This is a genomic window from Legionella oakridgensis ATCC 33761 = DSM 21215, from assembly GCF_000512355.1.
GTDB classification, from domain to species: Bacteria; Pseudomonadota; Gammaproteobacteria; order Legionellales; family Legionellaceae; genus Legionella_A; species Legionella_A oakridgensis.
The window spans coordinates 2,477,691-2,498,867 of record NZ_CP004006.1 but is presented as its reverse complement, the minus strand read 5'-3'; the positions used below and the strand labels follow the sequence as shown (position 1 = coordinate 2,498,867).

The following is a 21,177-nucleotide window of genomic DNA, read 5'->3' as shown; positions in this document are numbered from 1 at the left end:
TCGACGAAATCTGAACTGAAAATAAGGTAAGGGTATGCATCATTTGCTCAATTTATTAATTTGGCTGCCAATTATCGGTGGCGTGTTTGTTTTTCTCACAGGTGATGATAACAACCCTAATGTGCCTCGCTATCTATCGCTCTTTACTGTCTTGCTTACTTTGGTCATATGTGTGCCGTTGGTTAGTGGGTTTGATGCCAATACATTTAGCATGCAATACGTTGATGAAATGCCTTGGATGCCTGCGTTAGGGATTAATTATAGTCTTGGTATTGATGGTTTGTCGTTACTGCTGATTGTCTTGACTGTATTCACCAATTTAATCGTTATTCTTGCTACATGGGATAGTATAAAGAAACGAGTTGGCCAATACATGGCGGCATTTTTAATCATGCAAGGATTGCTGGTGGGGGTTTTTTCATCCCTGGATGCCATCTTGTTTTACATATTTTGGGAAGCAACCTTGATTCCCATGTATCTTATTATTGGCATATGGGGTTCTGATAATCGGGTGTATGCGGCGATTAAATTCTTTTTATATACGTTTCTCGGTTCTGTGTTAATGTTGGCTTCATTTTTGTATCTTGGCTATCATGCTGGAACATTCAAAATTGAAACCTTATATGCAGTTAAATTAGGGATGACTGCTCAAACATTAATATTTATTGCATTCTTTCTGGGATTTGCTATTAAGATCCCTATGTTTCCAGTACACACCTGGTTGCCTGATGCTCATACTGAGGCGCCAGCAGGAGGCTCTATCGTATTGGCGGCTGTTTTATTGAAGCTTGGTGCTTATGGATTTATTCGTTTTTCCTTGCCTATCGTGCCAGATGCTTGCAGTAAATATGCATTAATCATGGTAGCTCTTTCTTTGATTGCGGTCGTGTATATCGGCTTGGTAGCGATTATTCAACAAGACATGAAACGACTCATTGCTTATTCCTCCATTTCCCATATGGGCTTTGTCACTTTGGGCTGTTTTGCAATTTTTGCCATTGCTGATCATACCAGCCTTCGTAGTGCCGGGTTAATTCTTGAAGGTGCCATTGTTGTCATGATTTCTCATGCTTTTGTCTCCAGTGCCATGTTTGCTGGTGTGGGATTTGTATATGACCGGATGCATACCCGACAAATTAAAGATTTTGGCGGTATTGTAAATACCATGCCGTTGTTTGCCTCGTTTTATATGTTATTTGCCATGGCAAATGCCGGGCTGCCTGGAACTTCCGGATTTGTTGGGGAGTTTATGGTTATCCTAGGTAGTATTAAGGCGGGTTTCTGGGTGACGTTCTGGGCAGCAACCACGCTGATTTTAGGTGCGGCATATACGCTATGGATGTATAAAAGAGTTATATTCGGTCCCATCACCAACCAACGTGTGTCCGAGCTGCGTGATATTTCTGGTTTTGAATTGAGCGCATACGCTTTATTGGCACTCATGGTTATTGGTCTTGGAGTATACCCCAAGCCGATGCTTGATTATGTACATCACACGGTAAGTTATACGCTGGCGCAGGCTGATAAAACAAAATTATAATGCAAGCGACTGTAAGCTTGCGTTCTGTGCTTCTGTTTTCACAGAGTTCCTGATGGAGTAGAAAACAGAAAAAATCTCAAATCGTTAAGGCTGAACTGACAATGACTGAATTACTTGAAAATATCCATGTAGCACTACCTGAAATGATTTTGTTGATAACAGCAAGTATTGCCTTGATTGGTGATTTATTTTTCCGTCGATACGTTCCTGCTATTGCGTTTTTTTGTGCAATGGCCGGCCTGATTTTAGCAGCGTTAGTCAGTTTTTTCCTTCTAGGTAGTTTTAAAATCATTACTCTTCATGGTTTATTTATCAGTGATGATATTGCTCAACTCATGAAAATTTTTATTTATGTTACTGTTTTTTTAAGTTTTTCTATTCAAGACATTATCTTGATGAACGACAAATGCCGTCGGGAGATTATTATGTCTTAGGACTTTTCTCCACGGTAGGGATGATGGTGCTGGTATCTGCCCATTCTTTATTAACGGTTTATCTTGGTTTGGAACTTCTTTCCTTACCTCTTTATGCAATGACGGCAATTCGTCGTACAAACAGTGATGCATCTGAAGCAGCCATGAAATATTTTGTCATGGGCGCCATTGCTTCTGGCATGTTACTGTATGGTATTTCCTTGGTGTATGGTGCCACTGGAAAAATAGATCTTCATGAGGTTGCTAATGCCATCGCAGCAAACTGGCAACAACAAAGTGGCCTGTTATCTTTTGCTCTTGTTTTCCTTGTGGTCGGTATTGGTTTTAAATTGGCAGCCATGCCTTTTCATATGTGGGCGCCTGATGTTTACCAGGGAGCACCAAGTTCAGTGACTTTATTTATTAGCAGTGCTCCTAAAATTGCTGCTGTTGGTATGGCATTGCGTATATTGGTTTTTGGATTGGCAGATATTGCTCCCCAATGGCAGCATTTAATTCTAATTATGGCGCTGCTTTCCACCGGAGCAGGAAATCTTCTTGCCATAGCACAAAATAATATAAAACGATTATTTGCATATTCTGCAATATCGCATATGGGATACTCTTTATTTGGTATTTTGGCGGCAAATGCCGATGGTTATGCTGCTTCTTTATACTATGTACTGGTGTATGCCCTTATGTCAGCCGCTGCGTTTGGCTTGATTGTTCTTTTGTCACGAGAAGGTGTTGAAATTGAGCAGGTAGATGATTTAAAAGGTTTAAATAAGCGTAATCCCTGGATAGCATTCATGATGATGATTATTCTGTTTTCTATGGCTGGGGTTCCACCTGCAGTCGGATTTTTTGCAAAATTGCTGGTTCTGAAAGCCCTGGTGGATGTGCAATTAACATGGGTGGCTGTTTTGGGGCTTGTATTTGCTGTTATTGGCGCGTTTTATTACCTACGTGTTGTAAAAGTCATGTATTTTGACGAAGCTGTTGATTCCATTCCTGTTCAAATATCAGGGTTTGCTAAAGTTGTGTTTTCAGCAAATTGCCTGTCGCTTTTGTATTTTGGAATTTTTCCTGGAGCATTAATCGCGGCATGTGTGAATGCATTTGCAAGTTGATGGATAAATTCCCTAATTATTAACGCAAATGACTTGATATGTCCGCGTCTGGTGCGTATAATTGCTTTCAGTTGATGCGGGGTGGAGCAGCCTGGTAGCTCGTCGGGCTCATAACCCGAAGGTCGTAGGTTCAAATCCTGCCCCCGCTACCACTTTTTGAACCCCATTTATGGGGTTTTTTATTATCTAAATTCTGCGGTGCGTGATTGTTGGTCGGTATATTGTAATGCCAACTGCAGAAACGTTAGCAGCGCAGCAATAGCAATATATGAGGCGCTTGCAAGAGGTTAATGAGCCTTACCTTCACGTAAATGGGGAAAAGGAAATCGCTCCTTTATTATATTGAGCCCGCACCAGTATAGCAGTTCCCAAGGTTTGCTATTAAAGAATGACGAGAGGTATATGATTCAAAATGAAATTGAACGGCTAATTAACCCAGTTATTGACGACATGGGGTATGTTCTGTGGGGGTGCGAGTATCTTGCACAAGGAAAGCATGCATTATTAAGAATCTATATCGACCATGAAGATGGAATTGGGATTGATGATTGTGAACGTGTCAGTCGCCAAATTAGTGCACTTCTTGATGTTGAAGACCCTATTTCCGGTAACTATCGTTTGGAAGTATCTTCACCGGGTATCCCAAGGCCATTATTTTATAATTGGCAGTATCAGCAATACTTGGGAAAGGACATCCATATTAAATTGTTAAAACCCATAAATGGGAAAAGGAAATTTTCTGGCACAATTGTGGCTGTTAATGAAAATGGTTTGATTCTGAATATCAATAATGAACATCAGGAATTTCTAATATCTAATATTGTGAAAGCAAATTTGATAGTCTAGTGAGGCGGACAATGAGCAAAGAATTGTTATTAGTTGCTGAAGCGTTATCTAACGAAAAAGGTGTAAGTAAAGAGGTGGTTCTGGAAGCCATTCAAGCTGCATTGGAATCTGCAACACGTAAACTTTCAGGCATGGATATGGGTGTTAGAGTAAGACTGGACCCTCGTACTGGCGAATATGAAACATTTCGTTATTGGGAGGTGGTTGCTGATGATGAAATCGAATCGCTCGATAGACAACTTACCCTGGAATTAGCAAGAGTACGTAAACCTGATGTTAAACTAGGTGAGCGAATTGAAGAGCCAATGCCTTCCATTGAATTTGGCCGGATTGCAGCCCAAACGGCGCGTCAGGTGATTATGCAGAAAGTGCGCGAAGCTGAACGCCGATTGATTGTGGAACAGTTTAAGAGCAAACTTGGCCAATTGATATATGGCGTTGTAAAAAAAGTAACTCGTGACAACATCATTATTGACCTGGGTGGAAAAGCCGAAGCATTTATGCCTAGAAATGAAATATTACCACAGGAAATGTTTCGTCCTAACGACAGAGTGCGTGCCTATCTTTATGATATTGTAGAGCAAACTCGCGGCCCTCAACTTCTGGTTAGCCGTACTCGTAAGGAAATGCTCGTTGAATTGTTTCGCATAGAAGTCCCTGAAATTGGTGAAAATGTTATTGAAATTAAGGCTGCAGCACGTGAACCAGGTAGTCGTGCTAAAATAGCTGTTAAAACCAATGATGGTCGTATTGACCCCATTGGTGCATGTGTTGGCATGCGTGGTGCACGGGTGCAGGCAGTATCCAGTGAGCTTGGTGGCGAACGCGTTGATATTATTCTTTGGGACGATAATCCTGCTCAATTGGTAATCAATGCTATGGCGCCCGCTGATATTTCATCGATTGTAGTTGATGAAGATTCTCATACAATGGATTTGGCTGTACAGAAAGAACAGTTATCGCAAGCCATAGGCCGTAATGGCCAAAATGTTCGTCTGGCAAGTCAGTTGACAGGATGGACATTAAATGTAATGACCGTCGAAGAATTTGAAAACAAGAGTCAAGAAGAATCAACAAAAATAGTCCACTTGTTTACGTCAACTTTGGAAATAGATGAAGAAATCGCGGCCCTCTTAGTCGCTCATGGTTTTTCTTCATTAGAAGAAATTGCATACGTTCCTAAGGAAGAACTCCTTGCCATTGAAGAATTTGATGAGGAAATTGTTGATGAGTTGCGTAACCGGGCTAACAATGCCTTATTAGCACAAGCATTAATTTCCGAGCAATTAGGGAATAACGCTTCTTCGGCAGATCTGCAAACGATGGAAGGAATGACAGTCGATTTGGCGAAGCGTTTAGCCGCAATGGGTATTACAACCATAGAAGATCTGGCTGAACAATCAGTCGATGAATTGCTTGAGATTGAGGGAATGACTAAAGAAAAAGCAGGAGCATTAATTATGAAAGCACGTGAACCGTGGTTTCATGATGATAAAGTGTAAACGCTTAGTAGCCATGACGATGGCATAAGAAGCCTAAGGCTTCGATAATTACGTATCATAGCGTAGTAATTGTTAGAATATATACGCAGTGTCAGAGGTGTGGAGAAGCCACTTGAGTGCATTGTGGTGTCTTGATCTTTGAAGCATCACTTTTGAACTGCTGAAAGAGGATTAAATTATGGCGGATGTGACGGTTAAACAATTAGCCCAAGTCGTGGGAATTCCGGTCGAGCGCTTATTGAACCAGTTGCAGGAAGCAGGATTGTCTTTTACCGATGATCAGCAGACAGTCAATGAAGAGCAGAAGCGTATTTTGCTTAGCCATTTGAAAGGTGGTGCCGGCAGCGATGTGCGCTCATCTCCCGAACGGATTACTTTAAGGCGCAAGAGTGTTTCTCAAGTAACACTTGGGCATGATGTGCATAGTGGCAAAAAAGTCAGCATTGAAGTAAGAAAAAAACGCACTTATGTTAAACGAAGCTCGTTGGAACAGCCTGGGGAGAATGAGGCAGAGGTTCTCGCATCAACTGAGCTTGAAACGCCAATGGCTTCTTTGCAAATTGAAGAACCTGAAGTAGTAGAAACGGCAGAGGTTCCTGTTGTTATACAGGAACATGAGCCAGAAGTGGTTGTCGAAAAAGAGCTTGCAATTGAAGAAGCGTCTCCAGGTGAGCCTATCAGTGAAGTGGTATCGCCGCCTGCAAATGAGTTAAGTGAACAAGAACCTCTTGTTTATGAGGAAGATGGTAAATCTGCTCGAGCAAGCAAGAAGAAACATCATATTGACAAAGAAGAAAAAGAGATTGACAAGGCAGATTTCAAGCGTAATAAGAAAAAAGCTAAATATCAGCCATCGTTGCTTGAAGAAGAAGCGGAACAAGAAGTAGCGCTTTATAGCAAGCGGCATAAACCTAAGAAAAGAAAGATCGGAGAAAAGTCAGAAAAATACCGTGAAGCTGAAGAGGCGCTGACCCATGGTTTTGCAATGCCAACAGCCCCTGTAGTTCGCGATGTGTTGATTCCTGAAACGATTACGGTTGCCGAGTTAGCCAAGCGAATGAGTGTCAAGGCGGCAGAAGTGATCAAGGCGATGATGGGATTGGGGGCTATGGCGACCATTAACCAAGTCATCGATCAGGAAACCGCTATCATTGTGGTTGAAGAGATGGGACACATTGCTAAGCCTCTTAAGGAAGATGCCATAGAGCAAACGCTTGGTGATGTATTGAGCAAGGGAAGTCAGAAAGAAGCGCGTGCACCAGTAGTAACGATTATGGGGCATGTGGATCATGGCAAAACTTCTTTGCTCGATTATATACGCCGCACAAAGATAGCTGCCGGCGAAGCCGGGGGTATTACTCAACATATCGGCGCTTATCATGTCAATACACCTAAGGGCGATATTACCTTTTTAGATACACCAGGTCATGCTGCATTTACTGCCATGCGGGCGCGTGGTGCACAAGCAACGGATATTGTGATTTTGATTGTGGCTGCCGATGATGGTGTTAAACCACAAACGGTTGAGGCGGTACAACATGCAAAAGCTGCAAAAGTGCCTATTATTGTTGCCATTAATAAAATGGATAAACCTGGTGCTGATCCAGAGCGAGTCATGAATGAGTTGTCTGCTTATGAAGTGATTCCTGAAGCTTGGGGCGGTGATACCATGTTTGTAAACATTTCAGCAAAAACTGGAATGGGAGTTGACGAATTATTGGATGTTATTTTGCTGCAAGCGGAAGTACTGGAATTAACGGCGCATACCGATGGAGCGGCCAAAGGTGTGGTCATTGAATCAAAACTTGATAAAGGACGTGGCCCGGTTGCTACGGTTTTGGTGCAAAATGGTACTTTACGTAAGGGAGATATATTGCTTGCTGGATTGCAATATGGTCGGGTGCGTGCATTAATCAGTGACAATGGCAGTCTAGTTGATGCTGCCGGTCCTTCCATTCCGGTTGAAGTATTAGGATTGTCAGCCATTCCTCATGCCGGTGATGAAGCACTGGTTGTGCCAGATGAAAAAAGGGCACGTGAGGTTGCCTTATTCCGTCAGGGGAAATATCGTGATGTAAAATTGGCCAGACGCCAAAAAGCTTCGTTAGAAGGTATCATTGATACGATGACTGCTGGTGAAATGAAGGTATTGAATATCGTATTAAAAGCTGACATGCAGGGTTCTGTAGAGGCAATTGCTGATGCATTGGTAAAATTGTCAACGGATGAGGTGAATGTAAAAATTATTGCCAGTGGCGTGGGTGGTATTACTGAATCTGATGTGCATTTGGCCATTGCTTCCAATGCATTACTGATTGGTTTTAACGTGCGTGCTGATGCTAGTGCTAAACGCTTGGCGGAACTTGAAGGTGTTCCGTTGCAATATCATAGTGTTATTTATGATATTGTTGATCAGGTTAAAGGCGCCTTATCTGGCCTCTTAGAGCCGAAGTTTAAAGAAGAAATTATTGGCATAGCTGAAGTTCGTGATGTGTTCCGTTCTCCAAAATTAGGGGCTATAGCGGGTTGCATGGTGATTGAAGGCACAATAAAACGCAATAATCCTATTCGTGTGTTACGCAATAATGTTGTGATTTACGAAGGCACACTTGAATCTTTGCGACGTTTTAAAGATGACGTGTTGGAAGTACGTCAAGGGATGGAGTGTGGCGTTGGTGTAAAAAATTATAATGATGTTAAAAGCGGTGACCTGATAGAAGTATTTGAAACCATTGAAATCAAACGTGAATAATCTGGCCTGAGCAGGTGAAATTTAGGTAGCCAACGGTTGCCTAGCGATGATGGTGAATGGCTGTAACCTGAAAATGAGAATAGTATGAGTCATGATTTCAAAAGAACGGATCGTATTGCTGAAACAATTTTGCGAAAATTAGCACATATTATCCAGCAAGAAGTCACGGATCCTCGTATTACCAGCTTCATCACGCTTTCTGCCGTAAAAGTGTCGAAAGATTTAAGTCATGCCAAAGTATATTTTACTGTATTGAACGATGATCCAAAGCAAACTGCAACAATTTTAAATACGGCCGCCAGTTATTTGCGCACCATTTTAGCAAAAAGTATCAAATTACGTACGGTTCCTCAATTGCAATTTGTTTATGATGAATCTATTGAATATGGAAAACGGTTAAGCCGTTTGATTGATGAAGTGAACCCTCCTGACAAAAACGATGAGCAGAGTGATTAAATTACCAATTAATGGCATTTTGTTGGCTAATAAACCACAAGGCTTATCTTCCAATGGTGTGTTGCAAAAAATTAAGCACTTATATCATGCCAGAAAAGCTGGGCATACCGGTAGCTTGGATCCCATGGCGACTGGCATGCTGCCAATTTGTTTTGGGGAGGCTACAAAATTTTGCCAATATCTTTTGGATGCGGATAAATGTTATGAGGTGACTGCCCTTTTAGGAATTAAAACCAATACTGGAGATGCGACTGGGCAAGTGATTACGTGCGTTGATGAGTTTTCAGTTACAGAAAATAAACTCAAGCAGGTACTTGCTCAATTTACTGGATCTATTCAGCAGATTCCATCCATGTTTTCCGCACTAAAGCATCAAGGTACGCCTCTTTACAAATTGGCCAGGGCAGGCATCGAGATCGAGCGTTGCGCGCGCACCATATGCATTCAACAAATACAGTTAAATCGATTTGATGGCCGACAGATGGATTTAATCGTTTATTGCAGCAAGGGAACTTATATACGTAACCTGATAGAGGATATTGGAGAAGTATTGGGCGTTGGCGCCCATGTAACGCGTCTTCACCGGTTGTATACAACAGGATTTAATGATGAACCTATGTATACTATGGATGAATTGCTTAGCAAATCTCCCGAGGAGCACCTTAGTTGTCTGTTGCCTATGGAACGGGCCGTTAGTTATCTGCCTGCTATGGAGTTGTTTTCAGATGAAGTATTGGCTTTATATCAAGGTAAACTGGTGACTCACGCCAGGATAAATAATCAAGCTTCATGCGTGCAATTGTATGATCATAACAAGCGGTTTATCGGTGTTGGAGAAATCCCTGAACCTGGTATTTTAAAGGTGAAAAGGCTACTTTCAGAGGTTTGGCAATCATGATAATCTGGTCAGCAGGAAATATGTTTGTTGATTTCAGCGTGCTAAGAAATTGCCTCATTGAGGTAAAGAAAATAAACAATATTAATAGAATGCTTGTTTCTGTGGGGTTGCCTTGGTAAAATGCGTCCTTTTGAAAGATTACTAAGAAATTTCAGGAGTAACCATGTCGCTAACGAGCGCACAAAAAGTAGACATTATTAATGAATTCAAACGTGCTGATAAAGATACCGGCTCACCTGAAGTACAGGTTTCTTTGATGACGGGCCGCATTAATTATCTGACAGAACATTTTAAAGAACATAAAAAGGATTTTCATTCACGACGTGGCTTGCAGGCCTTGGTTAATAAGCGTCGAAAACTGCTTAAATATTTAAAGAAAAATGCTCCAGAGCGTTATGCACAATTAATTCAGGGGCTTGGTTTGAGGGATTCCTATTGATTTTCAACATCATGAGACATGGTGAGTTAATCAACGTTTTAATCTAATGAAAAGCGCAGTTTTCTGCGCTTTTTTTTTGCTCTTTCGCAGAAATAGGATTGGTTGGGGTATCTGTATTGGCTAAGCTATTTTAAAAAGCAAATCATATGTTAAGGTGTGTTTTTTTAAATTGCTTGGACAATGCAATCGCAATCATGAATGTGTGAGCGAGCCTTTTATCTAATGAGGTGCTTCCGTGACTAAAATCACTAAAGAAATACAATTTGGCGAACATAAGTTGGTGTTGGAAACTGGGGAAATAGCAAGACAGGCTGATGGAGCTGTTTTTGTCAGTATGAATGGAACCCAGGTATTGGTAACCGTCGTAGGCAATAAAGAAGGTGCCGAAAAAAATAATTTTTTCCCATTGACGGTGAACTACCAGGAAAAAACATACGCTGCTGGTAAGATCCCGGGAGGATTTACTAAACGGGAAGGTCGACCAAGCGAGCATGAAACACTTATATCCCGGTTGATCGATAGACCATTGCGTCCTTTATTTCCAGATGGGTTTTATAATGAAGTACAAATTATTGCAACCGTTTTGTCCTTAAATCCAGAAGTGTCTGCCGATGTGGTCTCCATGATTGGCGCATCAGCGGCACTGGCCATTTCCGGGCTTCCATTTCAGGGACCCATTGGGGCCGTGCGGGTAGGCTATAAAGATGGCGTTTATTTATTGAATCCTGGTTATAAGGCATTAGAAAAATCAGAGCTGGATTTAGTGGTTGCTGGGACAGAAGATGCTATTTTGATGGTTGAATCTGAAGCCCGTGAATTAAGTGAAGAAATCATGCTCGGTGCTGTGTTATATGGGCATGAAATGATGCAGGGAGTCATCAAGTTAATTAGAGAATTGGCCAAGGAAGCTGGCAAACCTGCCTGGAGCTGGACAAATCTAACCGCTGATTCAACGATTCAGTCTCGTATAGATGAGTTGGCGCAAGTAGACATTACACAAGCTTATTTGATTAAAGATAAACAACAACGCTATCAACGCTTGGCAGAGATTCGCCAACAGGTTGTTGAGACAGTACAGGCAGAATGGGAAGAAACAAATGGTGATATGATTCTTAATGTCTTAAATGCCATGGAAAAAAATATTGTACGTCATCGCATTCTTGACGGCGAACCACGTATTGATGGCCGAGATCAAAAAACGGTTAGGCCTATTGCCATTAAAACCAGTTTTCTGGATCGTGTGCATGGTTCAGCTTTATTTACTCGTGGTGAAACTCAAGCCATCGTGGCGGCGACACTAGGCAGTGAACGAGATGCCCAAATACTGGATAGATTGGAAGGTGAAATTAGGGATCGATTTATGTTGCACTATAATTTCCCTCCTTATTCTGTGGGTGAAACTGGTATGGTGGGAAGTCCAAAACGGCGTGAAATAGGTCATGGCCGATTGGCGAAGCGCAGCTTAATGGCCGTTCTTCCTGACGCCAGTGTTTTTCCTTATGTATTGCGTGTTGTTTCTGATATTACGGAATCAAATGGTTCAAGTTCTATGGCCACGGTATGTGGAACTAGTCTGGCATTAATGGATGCAGGCGTGCCTTTAAAATCCCCTGTGGCTGGGGTTGCTATGGGACTGATTAAAGAAGGTGACCGATTTGCTGTCTTGACCGACATTTTAGGTGACGAAGATCATTTAGGTGATATGGACTTTAAGGTAGCCGGTACCGAGCAAGGCGTGACTGCTTTACAAATGGATATCAAGATTACGGGTATTACTAAAGAAATTATGGAGCAGGCACTTGCACAAGCTTTGGAAGGACGACGCCATATTTTGGGAGTTATGAAAAACGCACTTGCTGAGCATCGTGATGAACTGTCGCAACATGCTCCAAGAATCGTTAGCATGAAAGTGGCTGAAGATAAAGTTCGTACTATTATCGGTAAAGGCGGAGCAACGATTAAAGGGTTAGTTGAAAGTACTGGGGTGTCCATAGATATTGATGATAGCGGAGTTGTGCAATTATTTTCTCCAAATGCGGAGGCATTAGAAGAAGCTCAGCGTCAAATTAAAGCACTGGTCGCTGAAATAGAAGTGGGTCAAACTTATCGTGGTAAAGTAAACAAAATTGTTGATTTCGGCGCATTTATAAATTTATTGCCTGGAAAAGATGGATTATTACATATTTCCCAAATTTGTGCTGACCGTTCACAAAAAGTAGAATCCGTATTGAGTGAAGGGCAAGAAATTGAAGTATATGTGGCTGGCGTGGACAAGCAGGGCCGCGTTAAGTTGGAATGGAAAGATAAACCCCAAGGTGCTGCTGGCGTGGGGAGTGAACAAAATACTCCAAAAGCGGCTTCTGCTGATGAAATAGAATCAACTATTTCTGAAGAGGAATAAAACTTGTTGATTCGATAAGCAGCATGCGGATCATTGGCTGATCATGGTTCGCATGCTGTATGGCTATCCGGCTAGTTCGAAAATTTAATCAAATATGTCTCTTGGACGAACTGTAAAGTAATTACCACCGATATAAGTTCCTTTATGAGGAAGGCAGCGCGTTAATTGGCTTGCAAACGTGCACATCAAAAAAATCTTTACCGTTTTGACCACGTTGCTTCAGCACTAGTTTTACTTTGTTACCCCGAGCTAATGCATTACATGAAGCTCTTGGAGTAATTTTTTGGTTGTTTTTATAAACGTTAACAACGCCAAAATAGACATTAAAAGTAGGATCAACCGAGGCATCGCAATCAACATGGTTAACAGCAGTTATTGTTTTCAGTGGGATTTTGGGATCAGCACAGGTTTTGAATTTAATTTTTGGTCCGTCCGCTAATAAAGAACCACTAAAAGTCAGCAAAAAAGTTGAAATGATTACTTTGTTAACTTTCATTGTAAGACTCCCTTCAAATAGGCAATTAACTACCTTATTTTATCTAACAATTATAAAGATAGCATAAAAATCGTAAATGTGTATGTCCTAAAAAGTCTCTATGCTTTTGATGTTTTTAATGTCAAATTTATTTTTGATGCCTGCATCATGGATGAAATATCAACAAACCCTAGCGAACCAAATTTAAAAACTCAAGGCGACTGCTGGCATTATTTCTCATTGCGCCAAGCATAACGGAAGTAGACATTACAGAATTTTGTTTTTCTACTCCACGCATCATCATACAAAGATGTCTGGCCTCTATAATAACAGCAACACCATGTGCGCCAGTTATTGTGGAAATGCAATTGGCTATTTCGGAAGTCAAGCGTTCTTGAATTTGCAAGCGACGGGCAAAATAATCAACAATGCGTGCTATTTTAGATAAGCCAAGGACTTTACCGTTTGGTAAATATCCTACATGGCATTTGCCTAAAAAAGGCAACAAATGATGCTCACACATGGAATACAGTTCAATGTCTTTTACAATGACCATTTCACTCATGTCGGATTCAAAAAGCGCATCATTAATGATTTCATTTAAGTCTTCTTGATATCCCTTTGTCAAAAAACGCATTGCTTTGGCAGCGCGCTCTGGTGTATCGCGTAACCCTTCACGCGCAACATCTTCACCGATTTCAATCAATAGTGTTTTATATAAATCTTGCATGTAATTAACCTTATGGAGTTATCAATGGCATATTATTTCTAACCTGGCGGCCATGTCATTTGTCTCCCTCCAAGAATATGTAAATGAATATGGTAAACTTCCTGTCCGCCACCTGAGTTTACATTAAATACTAAACGGTAGCCGTTTTGGCTCAACTGTTCGGAACAGGCTATTTTTTTTGCAGCGAGAATCATACGGCCCAATAGTTGCTCATCTTTTGTATCGGCATCGTCAATGGTCGGAATGTGTTGTTTGGGAATGATCAAAATATGCGTCGGTGCTTGTGGTCTGATATCGCGAAAAGCGATGATTTCTGTGTCTTCAAAAACGATGGTTGCTGGAATTTCGCCAGTGGCTATTTTACAGAATAAGCAACTCATATTCATCCTCACCGATGCTTGAAAGCGAAATTATAACAAAAAATAAAGGCTGAGTTAAGGTCTGTTGCCATTCATTTCAGGTTGCAAATGCGGCTGATTGGCGCCTTTTAGAGCATGAATTTGTTGAGTGAGGTTGGCTATTCGCCCCATTCTACCTCAAGATGGCATTCAATCTTCCACAAGTTCTTCGCAAAGTGAAATGGCAACTGATCTTAATTTATCTTTTGTCAGTAAATCAAAATCAATATTGTTCTTTTTGCCTTTTTAAAGCAAATTACGCATAATATTGCGTCTTTTAATTTGTTATAGGGTGTCGGAATGGGTTTAAAGGAAATTAATAGTGGTCGTGATTTACCAAACGAAATCAATGTCATCATTGAAATCCCTATGCGTGGGGAACCAGTAAAATATGAAGTGGATAAAGAAACCGGTGCTTTATTCGTCGACCGTTTCATGTCGACTGCAATGTTTTATCCAACCAATTATGGTTATATTCCGAATACCTTATCCGAAGATGGTGACCCGGTTGATGTTCTGGTTGTAACTCCTGTGCCATTAATTAGTGGTGCTGTCATTCGTTGTCGCGCAATTGGTATGTTAAAAATGACCGATGAATCAGGCATTGATGCGAAAGTGCTTGCTGTGCCGGTTAATAAATTAAGCAAGATGTATGATGGGGTAAAAACGTATCGAGATTTGCCGCAACCATTATTGTTATCTATTGAGCATTTTTTTAAGCATTATAAAGACTTGGAAGAAGGAAAATGGGTGCGTGTGGATGGCTGGGACGCGGCAGAGGCGGCTCACGAGGAAATCCTAAGCAGCGTTGCCCGTTATCAGCAGCATTCAAAATAAGTTTTTGCGGCCCTGGATATCGCTTTGCGTTATCCAGGCATATTATGACTTATTAAGTGGACTTAAGTGCGGCGAATGGCCAGCGCCAGAAATATATAAGTCCAGCCACTGATGAGTATTTCAACAGCAATAAACATTCCAATGATCCATAGACCGCTCCATGGCCACTGAATTAATATCAAAAAGCCTAAAATGCTGGCGGTTAACCCTGATAGCAACAGCCATCCCCATCCTTTTGAACCTCGAAGAATGATAGCCATAATAAAACGTGTTATCCCCATAACGATTAAAACGGCGGCCAGTAATATGGTGATGATGGTAGAAGCTATGAATGGATCATAAATAATAATGCCACCCCCAATAAGATAGAGTATGGCAATAAGCGCATGCCAGGCAGAACCTTTCCAACGTTTGCTTTTAAATACGTCGATGATTTGAAATACACCGCCGATGATTAATAATATGCCTAGAAACAACATGCTAACCAGGGTTAGGCCAACCACCATGCCAAGGCCAATGACACCTAAGATAACAAACAAAATACCTAATGCCAGTAGCCATCCCCAATTACGTTGTATGTCGGCAGGTAATTGTACTAAGTTGGTTTCTGTATCTTGTCGCATAAAATATCCTTATAAAATCAGAGCCCATGCTGGTAATTTAGACTGGAATATTGCGTCTAGCAAATAACTTGCAATTGGGTGTTTGCAAGATTGTCAAAAAGCACAGTTTTTGTATTGCTGTTATCGGTTCGAATGGCGTTTTCGTAGGCTGTGGGCGTAGTCAAACTTTGGTATTTCAATATGAAAAAATATGGCGAGCAATCGAGTGGTGAAAATAACGATTAATGTGATGAGAATATTAATGTTTTTCGGTACATGAAAATGCGCTAAGATAATAAATAATAAAGCGCCAATTAAGGCAATGACAGCATATAATTCTTTACGCAATACCAAGGGAATATCATTGCATAGAATATCGCGTAGCATGCCGCCGCATATACCGGTAGCCATTCCACCAATGATGGCAACGCTTGGTGGTAAGCCGTGTGAAAGAACTTTTTGTGTTCCAATAATAACAAATGCAGATAATCCAAGGGCATCAAGGATTAGAAAAATTTTCATGATGCGGCTCAAGGAGTGAGCAATACCAATGGTAAGTAATGCACATCCCGATGTGTATAATAGATATTCTGGGTGGGCAATCCAGGTAAGAGGATGGGTATCAAATAAGACATCTCGAACAGTTCCGCCACCGAGAGCGGTGATACAGGCAATCAACATGACCCCAAAAAAATCCATTTTTTTGCGTCCAGCTGCAATAGCGCCGGTAATGGCTTCCACGCAGATTCCCATAATGAATAAATAATGTAGTATCATAGCAACAACTGTTCACTAAAAGTGCAATGATATCATTGATTCTTAAGTCGATGAAAGTGATTTATATTTTCTAAAAATTATTACAATAAAAACGGGAGGGAGATATGGGTTCCAAACAACAGACCGATTCATTTAGGCTTCTGAGTGTTGTTGATGAGGATACTCGTGGTGGTATTATTAATTTGAATCACAAACTTAAAAGCTTACAAGCGGAAGTGAGCGCTAAACTGGCCATGCTTGAAGATGTGGATGATGCTACCACTCAAAAAAAAGAATTCTTAAACTTTCAACAAGAAATTCAAAAGGCTCTGGACAGTATTGACGGGTTGGTGCATATGGTGGTTACCGACGATGTAGCTAAGGAAGGATTTTTAAACAGCAATTATCAGGAAAATCATGATAATGCCATGCAAAATGACTCTAATACAATCAGGCATGGTGGTTATTACGAATTGCTTTCCTCCGAGTCTGACATAGGATAAATCAGTCCTCATCTGTTTTAGGGCTAAAATGTCGCGCGGAAGTGAAGGCCAAATTGATTATTTTTTTTGATTGTTCCTCACTCGTGTCGATCTGGCTAATATCATAGGTTAAATCAAGCAAAAAATCAGTGATTTCTTGGTTTGAAAGCTCGGTATGGTAAAGCTCATCTGCTTTTATAAAAATATAACGGAGCAGATTTTTATTGATTGTAATCTTATTATTCGTGACATGATTATCATGATGGCCGTCGCCAAAAAGAAGCCAGCCGGGAGAAACATGAAGTTTCGTAGCGATTTCAGCCAATTTTGATGGCTCGGGAATGGCTTGTCCGCGTAGATACTTGCGACAGATTTGCGGCGAATAGCCAGTCATTTCCGCTAATTTATGGATATTAATCCCCGAAGTGGAGCGTTGGGACTGATATCCTGCCGCAATCAGAGCCTCACGAAGGCGATGAGCAAACTGTTTTGTCATGTCGGAGTTTTCCATGGTCATACTTAAGTTTTGGGCATTTTATGGAAATTTATTTTAACAAATTGATTTTTTAAGGCAATTAATATTTCAAAAAGAAACCATTGGTTTCTTTTTGAAATATTAAGTTGACTATTGATTTATATAATATACAATGAGCAGTGAAACATGAGGAAGTTGTTTCAAAAATCTAGAGACTAGATACAGGAAAAACTCAGCATCCGAGGGAACATTTTGCTGGATTTATGTCCGAATTGAAGAAATAGTGGCTTAACCATAGCTGCCGGCTTCGCATATTTTTATGGCTGGAATGACAACAAATTGTTCCAGCCTTTCTAACGATTGTTTTTTTATAAATGGTTTGCTTTGCAGCATGAGCTTTAATATAATACCTGCGATTCATAATGTAGAACGAATTATAGGCACGTAGCTCAGTGGTAGAGCACCACCTTGACATGGTGGTGGTCGGTGGTTCGATCCCACTCGTGCCTACCAGTTAACCCTGCCTTGCAGGGTTTTTTTTTGATTTTTGAGCATAGTGGTAGTCTATTCAATTCGATAATAGTATTACCTGTAAGAATTGGTCAATGTGTACTACGGATCTTGAACGGTTGGGTTAAAGAGAGGTATAGAATGCCAAATATTAAATTGCCTGATGGAAGCACCAAACATTTTGAGCATCCTGTAACTGTTCGTGAAGTTGCGCATAGCATCAGTCCTGGATTGGCAAAAGCTGCTATTGCTGGGCGGGTAGATGAGCGAATCGTGGATGTCCATTATACGTTAACTCGCGATTGCTCTTTGCTCGTTATTACTGAAAAAAGCCCTGAAGCTTTGGATATTATTCGCCATTCTACCGCTCATTTGTTAGCTCAAGCAGTGAAGCAGCTGTTTCCTAGCGCGCAAGTTACCATTGGTCCTGTTATCGAAGATGGTTTTTACTATGATTTTGCATTTGATCGCGCATTTACCCCCGAGGATTTAGTCCGCATTGAAGAAAAAATGAAGGAATTGGCAGACGCAGATTATCCTGTTTCGCGACGGGAAATGCCAAGAAATGAAGCAATAGCTTATTTTCGTCATTTGGGGGAAGAATATAAAGCCAAGATCATTGCCGATATTCCAGAACATGAAACCCTCTCATTATATCGTCAAGGTGATTTTGAAGATTTGTGCCGCGGACCGCATGTGCCTTCTACAGGGTTCTTGAAAGCATTTAAATTGACAAAGTTAGCCGGTGCTTATTGGCGCGGTGACGCTAATAATGAAATGTTGCAGCGCATTTATGGCACCGCCTGGGCCGATAAAAAATCGCTTGTCGATTATCTGCATCGACTGGAGGAAGCTGAAAAACGAGATCATCGAAAATTAGGCAAGGCATTGGATTTATTTCATTTTCAAGATATTGCTCCTGGTATGGTATTTTGGCATCCCAAAGGATGGACCATTTATCAATTGCTCGAACAATACATGCGCAGCCGTTTGCAGGATTTTGGTTATCAGGAAATCAAAACACCACAACTGGTCGATCAAGTATTATGGGAAAAATCAGGTCATTGGGACAATTTTCGTAATGAAATGTTTTTTACCGAAACAGAAAATCGGCAATATGCCGTAAAGCCGATGAGCTGTCCCTGCCATGTTCAAGTTTATAATCAGGGAATTAAAAGTTATCGGGATTTGCCGTTGCGGTTGGCTGAGTTTGGTAATTGTCATCGATGTGAGCCTTCCGGTTCATTGCATGGATTGATGCGAGTACGCAATATGGTGCAAGATGATGCCCATATTTTTTGTACAGAAAATCAAATCCAGTCTGAGGTTGCAATGATGCTGGAGCTTGTGCAATCCGTTTATGCTGATTTTGGGTTTTCGGAGATTATTTATCGATTAGCACTTCGACCGGAAAAAAGAGTAGGATCGGATGCCATATGGGATAAGGCCGAAGAAGCTTTGCGCCAGGCTATGAAAAGTAGGCACATTGAATGTCTTGATGCTCCGGGTGAAGGCGCGTTTTATGGGCCAAAAATTGAATGTTCTTTGAAAGATTGTCTTGGGCGAATTTGGCAGTGTGGGACGATTCAGGTGGATTTCTCCATGCCACAACGGCTGGAAGCGCAATTTGTGGCTGAAGATGGTTCAAAACAGACACCGGTCATGTTGCATCGGGCCATTCTTGGTTCCATGGAACGTTTCATGGGGATTTTGATTGAACATCATGCTGGTCAATTTCCTTTATGGCTGGCACCTGTTCAGACATCCGTGCTTACCATTAGTGAGAAACAACACCCATACGCCGCAAAAATCAATGAAATCTTGCAAAAGAAAGGCATTCGTTCGAATTTTGACTTGAGAAATGAGAAGATTGGCTTTAAAATTCGCGAGCATACCTTGCAAAAGGTACCATATTTGTTAATCATCGGCGATAAAGAAGTTGAAAATAGCCTTGTAACGGTGCGTACACGCGATGGTGCAGATTTGGGTTCGATGACAATTGATACAATTTGCGATATGCTTAACCAAGAAATTGATGCGAAACGTTCATCAAGAAACATTTAAACCAGCAGGAGGATTTAACCATTAGTGCATCAAATAAGCGTGACGGTGATCGCGCACGAATTAATGAACAGATCAATGTAGCTGAAGTACGTTTAATTGATGTAGATGGCAATCAGGCTGGAATTGTGTCAACACGGGAAGCTTTGCGTGCCGCAGAAGAAAGTGGTTTGGATTTGGTGGAAATTTCCCCTACTGCCAAACCACCTGTCTGCCGGATTATGGACTATGGTAAATACCTCTTTGAAATCAGTAAAAAACAAGCTGAAGCCAAAAAAAAGCAAAAGCAAATACAAGTCAAAGAGTTGAAGTTCCGTCCTACAACGGAAGAAGGGGATTATCAGGTCAAGCTACGCAACCTGATACGTTTCCTCAATCATGGTGATAAGGTCAAAATCACACTGCGTTTTCGCGGACGTGAAGTTGCACATCAGGATATTGGTATGAAAATCATGGAGCGCTTACAACAAGATACAGCAGAGTTTGCTGTTATTGAGCAGCAAGCCAAACGTGAGGGTCGCCAATTAATGATGGTCTTATCGCCTAAAAAGAAGTGAAGCCGATATTAAGAACTTTATCGGATTAATTAGCAAACATCGGATTGGGTTATGGCCGTTAGCATTCTGTAGGCTGCCAAGAGACTCATCCCAAATGCGGAGTGTATTTAGTTATGCCAAAATTGAAATCACATCGGGGGGCTCATAAGCGCTTCCGTAAAACGGCAAGTGGAGCTATTAAGCGTCGAGGCGCTTATCGCAACCATATCCTCACTAAAAAATCAACCAAGCAAAAACGGCATCTGCGCGTTGCTTCTTCTACGTTGAAGTCATGCGATGCACGTCTTGCCGAGCGCATGCTGCACGGTAGTTAAGGGGAGGAAATAGATTATGCCAAGAGTAAAACGTGGGGTGACTGCAAAAGCCCGTCATAAGAAAGTCTTAAAACAAGCAAAAGGTTATTATGGAGCCCGAAGCCGGGTGTACCGTGTTGCCAAACAGGCTGTTATTAAAGCTGGACAGTATGCGTATCGTGATCGTCGACAAAGAAAACGTCAATTCCGTGCGTTATGGATTACAAGGATTAATGCACAAGCTCGTGAGTGTGGACTTTCATACAGTCGTTTGATGAATGGTTTGAAAAAAGCTGCCATTGAACTTGATCGTAAAGTACTTGCTGATATGGCAGTGCATGACAAAGTGGCTTTTGCAGCGATTGCTGAACGTGCGAAAGCGGCTCTTGCTTCATAATAGTATATTCACTCACAGCCATTGAGATTTCGGCTGACGCAAATGAGTACGTCGAAGGAGTGTACAAGCAGTACAATGACCAGTGACGAATAAGTTTGCAACAACGTCGAAAACTCAAGTGCGAAGAGTATAGAAGCGGAACTTCACAAGTATGAAACAAGGAGGCCTAGGCCTCCTTTTACCTTTGTAGTAAGGCATGCCATAAAGTTTTTTCGGCAAAAACCTAA

Annotated in this window: 19 protein-coding genes, 2 tRNA genes and 3 pseudogenes; 18 read left to right on the top strand and 6 right to left on the bottom strand. The window is 41.3% G+C overall.

The features are described 5' to 3' along the window. The first annotated feature begins 34 nt into the window (after positions 1-34). The 11 genes and pseudogenes from LOA_RS12150 to pnp all read left to right on the top strand — a co-directional run bounded on the left by LOA_RS12150 (position 35) and on the right by pnp (position 12,377). Positions 35-1,540, top strand: coding sequence for a complex I subunit 4 family protein (locus LOA_RS12150; protein ID WP_025386571.1), 1,506 nt, complete (start codon positions 35-37; stop codon positions 1,538-1,540). 101 nt (positions 1,541-1,641) lie between these two features. Next, a pseudogene (nuoN, locus tag LOA_RS12145) lies at positions 1,642-3,083 on the top strand (NADH-quinone oxidoreductase subunit NuoN). 75 nt (positions 3,084-3,158) lie between these two features. Further along, a tRNA-Met gene (locus tag LOA_RS12140) sits at positions 3,159-3,235 on the top strand. Between the two features lie 250 nt (positions 3,236-3,485). Then, entirely contained in the window at positions 3,486-3,929 is a 444-nt protein-coding gene (gene rimP / locus LOA_RS12135) for a ribosome maturation factor RimP (protein ID WP_025386570.1), read from the top strand. An 11-nt stretch (positions 3,930-3,940) separates the two neighbouring features. Further along, positions 3,941-5,431 (top strand): transcription termination factor NusA, encoded by a 1,491-nt coding sequence (gene nusA / locus LOA_RS12130; protein ID WP_025386569.1) that lies wholly within the window; start codon positions 3,941-3,943, stop codon positions 5,429-5,431. A 178-nt stretch (positions 5,432-5,609) separates the two neighbouring features. Beyond that, a pseudogene (locus tag LOA_RS16315) lies at positions 5,610-5,916 on the top strand (translation initiation factor IF-2 associated domain-containing protein); the annotation flags it as partial. Positions 5,917-6,188: 272 nt separating this feature from the next. Further along, a pseudogene (gene infB / locus LOA_RS12125) lies at positions 6,189-8,183 on the top strand (translation initiation factor IF-2); the annotation flags it as partial. An 84-nt stretch (positions 8,184-8,267) separates the two neighbouring features. Then, a complete protein-coding gene (rbfA, locus tag LOA_RS12120; protein WP_025386567.1) occupies positions 8,268-8,639 on the top strand; it encodes a 30S ribosome-binding factor RbfA in 372 nt (123 codons plus the stop codon). After that, the gene (gene truB / locus LOA_RS12115; protein WP_025386566.1) at positions 8,623-9,537 is read left to right on the top strand and encodes a tRNA pseudouridine(55) synthase TruB; all 915 of its coding nucleotides are present in this window, start codon (positions 8,623-8,625) and stop codon (positions 9,535-9,537) included. Before rbfA ends, truB begins: the two co-directional genes overlap by 17 nt. 163 nt (positions 9,538-9,700) lie before the next feature. Beyond that, complete coding sequence (gene rpsO / locus LOA_RS12110; RefSeq protein ID WP_025386565.1) at positions 9,701-9,976, top strand: 30S ribosomal protein S15; 276 nt, start codon at positions 9,701-9,703, stop codon at positions 9,974-9,976. Between the two features lie 235 nt (positions 9,977-10,211). Then, complete coding sequence (gene pnp, locus LOA_RS12105) at positions 10,212-12,377, top strand: polyribonucleotide nucleotidyltransferase (RefSeq protein ID WP_025386564.1); 2,166 nt, start codon at positions 10,212-10,214, stop codon at positions 12,375-12,377. Between the two features lie 142 nt (positions 12,378-12,519). Here pnp and LOA_RS12100 read toward each other — a convergent pair whose 3' ends face one another. The 3 genes from LOA_RS12100 to LOA_RS12090 form a co-directional block, all read right to left on the bottom strand. Further along, positions 12,520-12,873 (bottom strand): hypothetical protein, encoded by a 354-nt coding sequence (locus tag LOA_RS12100; protein ID WP_025386563.1) that lies wholly within the window; start codon positions 12,871-12,873, stop codon positions 12,520-12,522. A gap of 169 nt (positions 12,874-13,042) precedes the next feature. Then, entirely contained in the window at positions 13,043-13,582 is a 540-nt protein-coding gene (folE, locus tag LOA_RS12095) for a GTP cyclohydrolase I FolE (protein WP_025386562.1), read from the bottom strand. Positions 13,583-13,620: 38 nt separating this feature from the next. Next, a complete protein-coding gene (locus LOA_RS12090; RefSeq protein ID WP_025386561.1) occupies positions 13,621-13,962 on the bottom strand; it encodes a histidine triad nucleotide-binding protein in 342 nt (113 codons plus the stop codon). A 318-nt stretch (positions 13,963-14,280) separates the two neighbouring features. Here LOA_RS12090 and ppa point away from each other — a divergent pair, with 318 nt between their 5' ends. Then, positions 14,281-14,817 carry an inorganic diphosphatase gene (gene ppa, locus LOA_RS12085; protein ID WP_025386560.1) on the top strand — a complete coding sequence of 179 codons (537 nt, stop codon included), beginning with the start codon at positions 14,281-14,283 and terminating at the stop codon, positions 14,815-14,817. A gap of 62 nt (positions 14,818-14,879) precedes the next feature. Here ppa and LOA_RS12080 read toward each other — a convergent pair whose 3' ends face one another. Together LOA_RS12080 and LOA_RS12075 are read right to left on the bottom strand one after the other, a co-directional pair. Continuing rightward, positions 14,880-15,440: an HdeD family acid-resistance protein gene (locus LOA_RS12080; RefSeq protein ID WP_025386559.1), complete on the bottom strand. Its 561-nt coding sequence runs from the start codon at positions 15,438-15,440 to the stop codon at positions 14,880-14,882. Between the two features lie 120 nt (positions 15,441-15,560). Then, on the bottom strand, positions 15,561-16,196 hold the full coding sequence (locus tag LOA_RS12075) for a trimeric intracellular cation channel family protein (RefSeq protein ID WP_025386558.1): 636 nt from the start codon (positions 16,194-16,196) through the stop codon (positions 15,561-15,563). Between the two features lie 104 nt (positions 16,197-16,300). Here LOA_RS12075 and LOA_RS12070 point away from each other — a divergent pair, with 104 nt between their 5' ends. Next, on the top strand, positions 16,301-16,678 hold the full coding sequence (locus tag LOA_RS12070) for a hypothetical protein (RefSeq protein ID WP_025386557.1): 378 nt from the start codon (positions 16,301-16,303) through the stop codon (positions 16,676-16,678). Between the two features lies 1 nt (position 16,679). Here the strand turns inward: LOA_RS12070 and LOA_RS12065 are convergent, their stop codons facing one another. Next, a complete protein-coding gene (locus tag LOA_RS12065; protein ID WP_025386556.1) occupies positions 16,680-17,168 on the bottom strand; it encodes a helix-turn-helix domain-containing protein in 489 nt (162 codons plus the stop codon). A gap of 402 nt (positions 17,169-17,570) precedes the next feature. Between LOA_RS12065 and LOA_RS12060 the strand changes: the two genes are divergently transcribed. The 5 genes from LOA_RS12060 to rplT all read left to right on the top strand — a co-directional run bounded on the left by LOA_RS12060 (position 17,571) and on the right by rplT (position 20,950). Beyond that, a tRNA-Val gene (locus tag LOA_RS12060) sits at positions 17,571-17,645 on the top strand. Positions 17,646-17,783: 138 nt separating this feature from the next. Continuing rightward, on the top strand, positions 17,784-19,706 hold the full coding sequence (gene thrS / locus LOA_RS12055) for a threonine--tRNA ligase (protein ID WP_025386555.1): 1,923 nt from the start codon (positions 17,784-17,786) through the stop codon (positions 19,704-19,706). 20 nt (positions 19,707-19,726) lie between these two features. After that, positions 19,727-20,260 (top strand): translation initiation factor IF-3, encoded by a 534-nt coding sequence (gene infC, locus LOA_RS12050; RefSeq protein ID WP_035895717.1) that lies wholly within the window; start codon positions 19,727-19,729, stop codon positions 20,258-20,260. Between the two features lie 113 nt (positions 20,261-20,373). Next, positions 20,374-20,574: a 50S ribosomal protein L35 gene (rpmI, locus tag LOA_RS12045; protein ID WP_025386553.1), complete on the top strand. Its 201-nt coding sequence runs from the start codon at positions 20,374-20,376 to the stop codon at positions 20,572-20,574. Between the two features lie 16 nt (positions 20,575-20,590). Continuing rightward, positions 20,591-20,950, top strand: a complete 360-nt coding sequence (rplT, locus tag LOA_RS12040) for a 50S ribosomal protein L20 (protein WP_025386552.1) — start codon at positions 20,591-20,593, stop codon at positions 20,948-20,950. The last annotated feature ends 227 nt before the right edge of the window (positions 20,951-21,177 follow it).

Coding starts and splice junctions, on each gene's coding strand:
- LOA_RS12150 (WP_025386571.1), top strand. CDS start 35: ATGCATCATTTGCTCAATTTATTAATTTGGCTGCCAATTATCGGTGGC.
- rimP (WP_025386570.1), top strand. CDS start 3,486: ATGATTCAAAATGAAATTGAACGGCTAATTAACCCAGTTATTGACGAC.
- nusA (WP_025386569.1), top strand. CDS start 3,941: ATGAGCAAAGAATTGTTATTAGTTGCTGAAGCGTTATCTAACGAAAAA.
- rbfA (WP_025386567.1), top strand. CDS start 8,268: ATGAGTCATGATTTCAAAAGAACGGATCGTATTGCTGAAACAATTTTG.
- truB (WP_025386566.1), top strand. CDS start 8,623: ATGAGCAGAGTGATTAAATTACCAATTAATGGCATTTTGTTGGCTAAT.
- rpsO (WP_025386565.1), top strand. CDS start 9,701: ATGTCGCTAACGAGCGCACAAAAAGTAGACATTATTAATGAATTCAAA.
- LOA_RS12100 (WP_025386563.1), bottom strand. CDS start 12,873: ATGAAAGTTAACAAAGTAATCATTTCAACTTTTTTGCTGACTTTTAGT.
- folE (WP_025386562.1), bottom strand. CDS start 13,582: ATGCAAGATTTATATAAAACACTATTGATTGAAATCGGTGAAGATGTT.
- LOA_RS12090 (WP_025386561.1), bottom strand. CDS start 13,962: ATGAGTTGCTTATTCTGTAAAATAGCCACTGGCGAAATTCCAGCAACC.
- ppa (WP_025386560.1), top strand. CDS start 14,281: ATGGGTTTAAAGGAAATTAATAGTGGTCGTGATTTACCAAACGAAATC.
- LOA_RS12080 (WP_025386559.1), bottom strand. CDS start 15,440: ATGCGACAAGATACAGAAACCAACTTAGTACAATTACCTGCCGACATA.
- LOA_RS12075 (WP_025386558.1), bottom strand. CDS start 16,196: ATGATACTACATTATTTATTCATTATGGGAATCTGCGTGGAAGCCATT.
- LOA_RS12070 (WP_025386557.1), top strand. CDS start 16,301: ATGGGTTCCAAACAACAGACCGATTCATTTAGGCTTCTGAGTGTTGTT.
- LOA_RS12065 (WP_025386556.1), bottom strand. CDS start 17,168: ATGGAAAACTCCGACATGACAAAACAGTTTGCTCATCGCCTTCGTGAG.
- thrS (WP_025386555.1), top strand. CDS start 17,784: ATGCCAAATATTAAATTGCCTGATGGAAGCACCAAACATTTTGAGCAT.
- rpmI (WP_025386553.1), top strand. CDS start 20,374: ATGCCAAAATTGAAATCACATCGGGGGGCTCATAAGCGCTTCCGTAAA.
- rplT (WP_025386552.1), top strand. CDS start 20,591: ATGCCAAGAGTAAAACGTGGGGTGACTGCAAAAGCCCGTCATAAGAAA.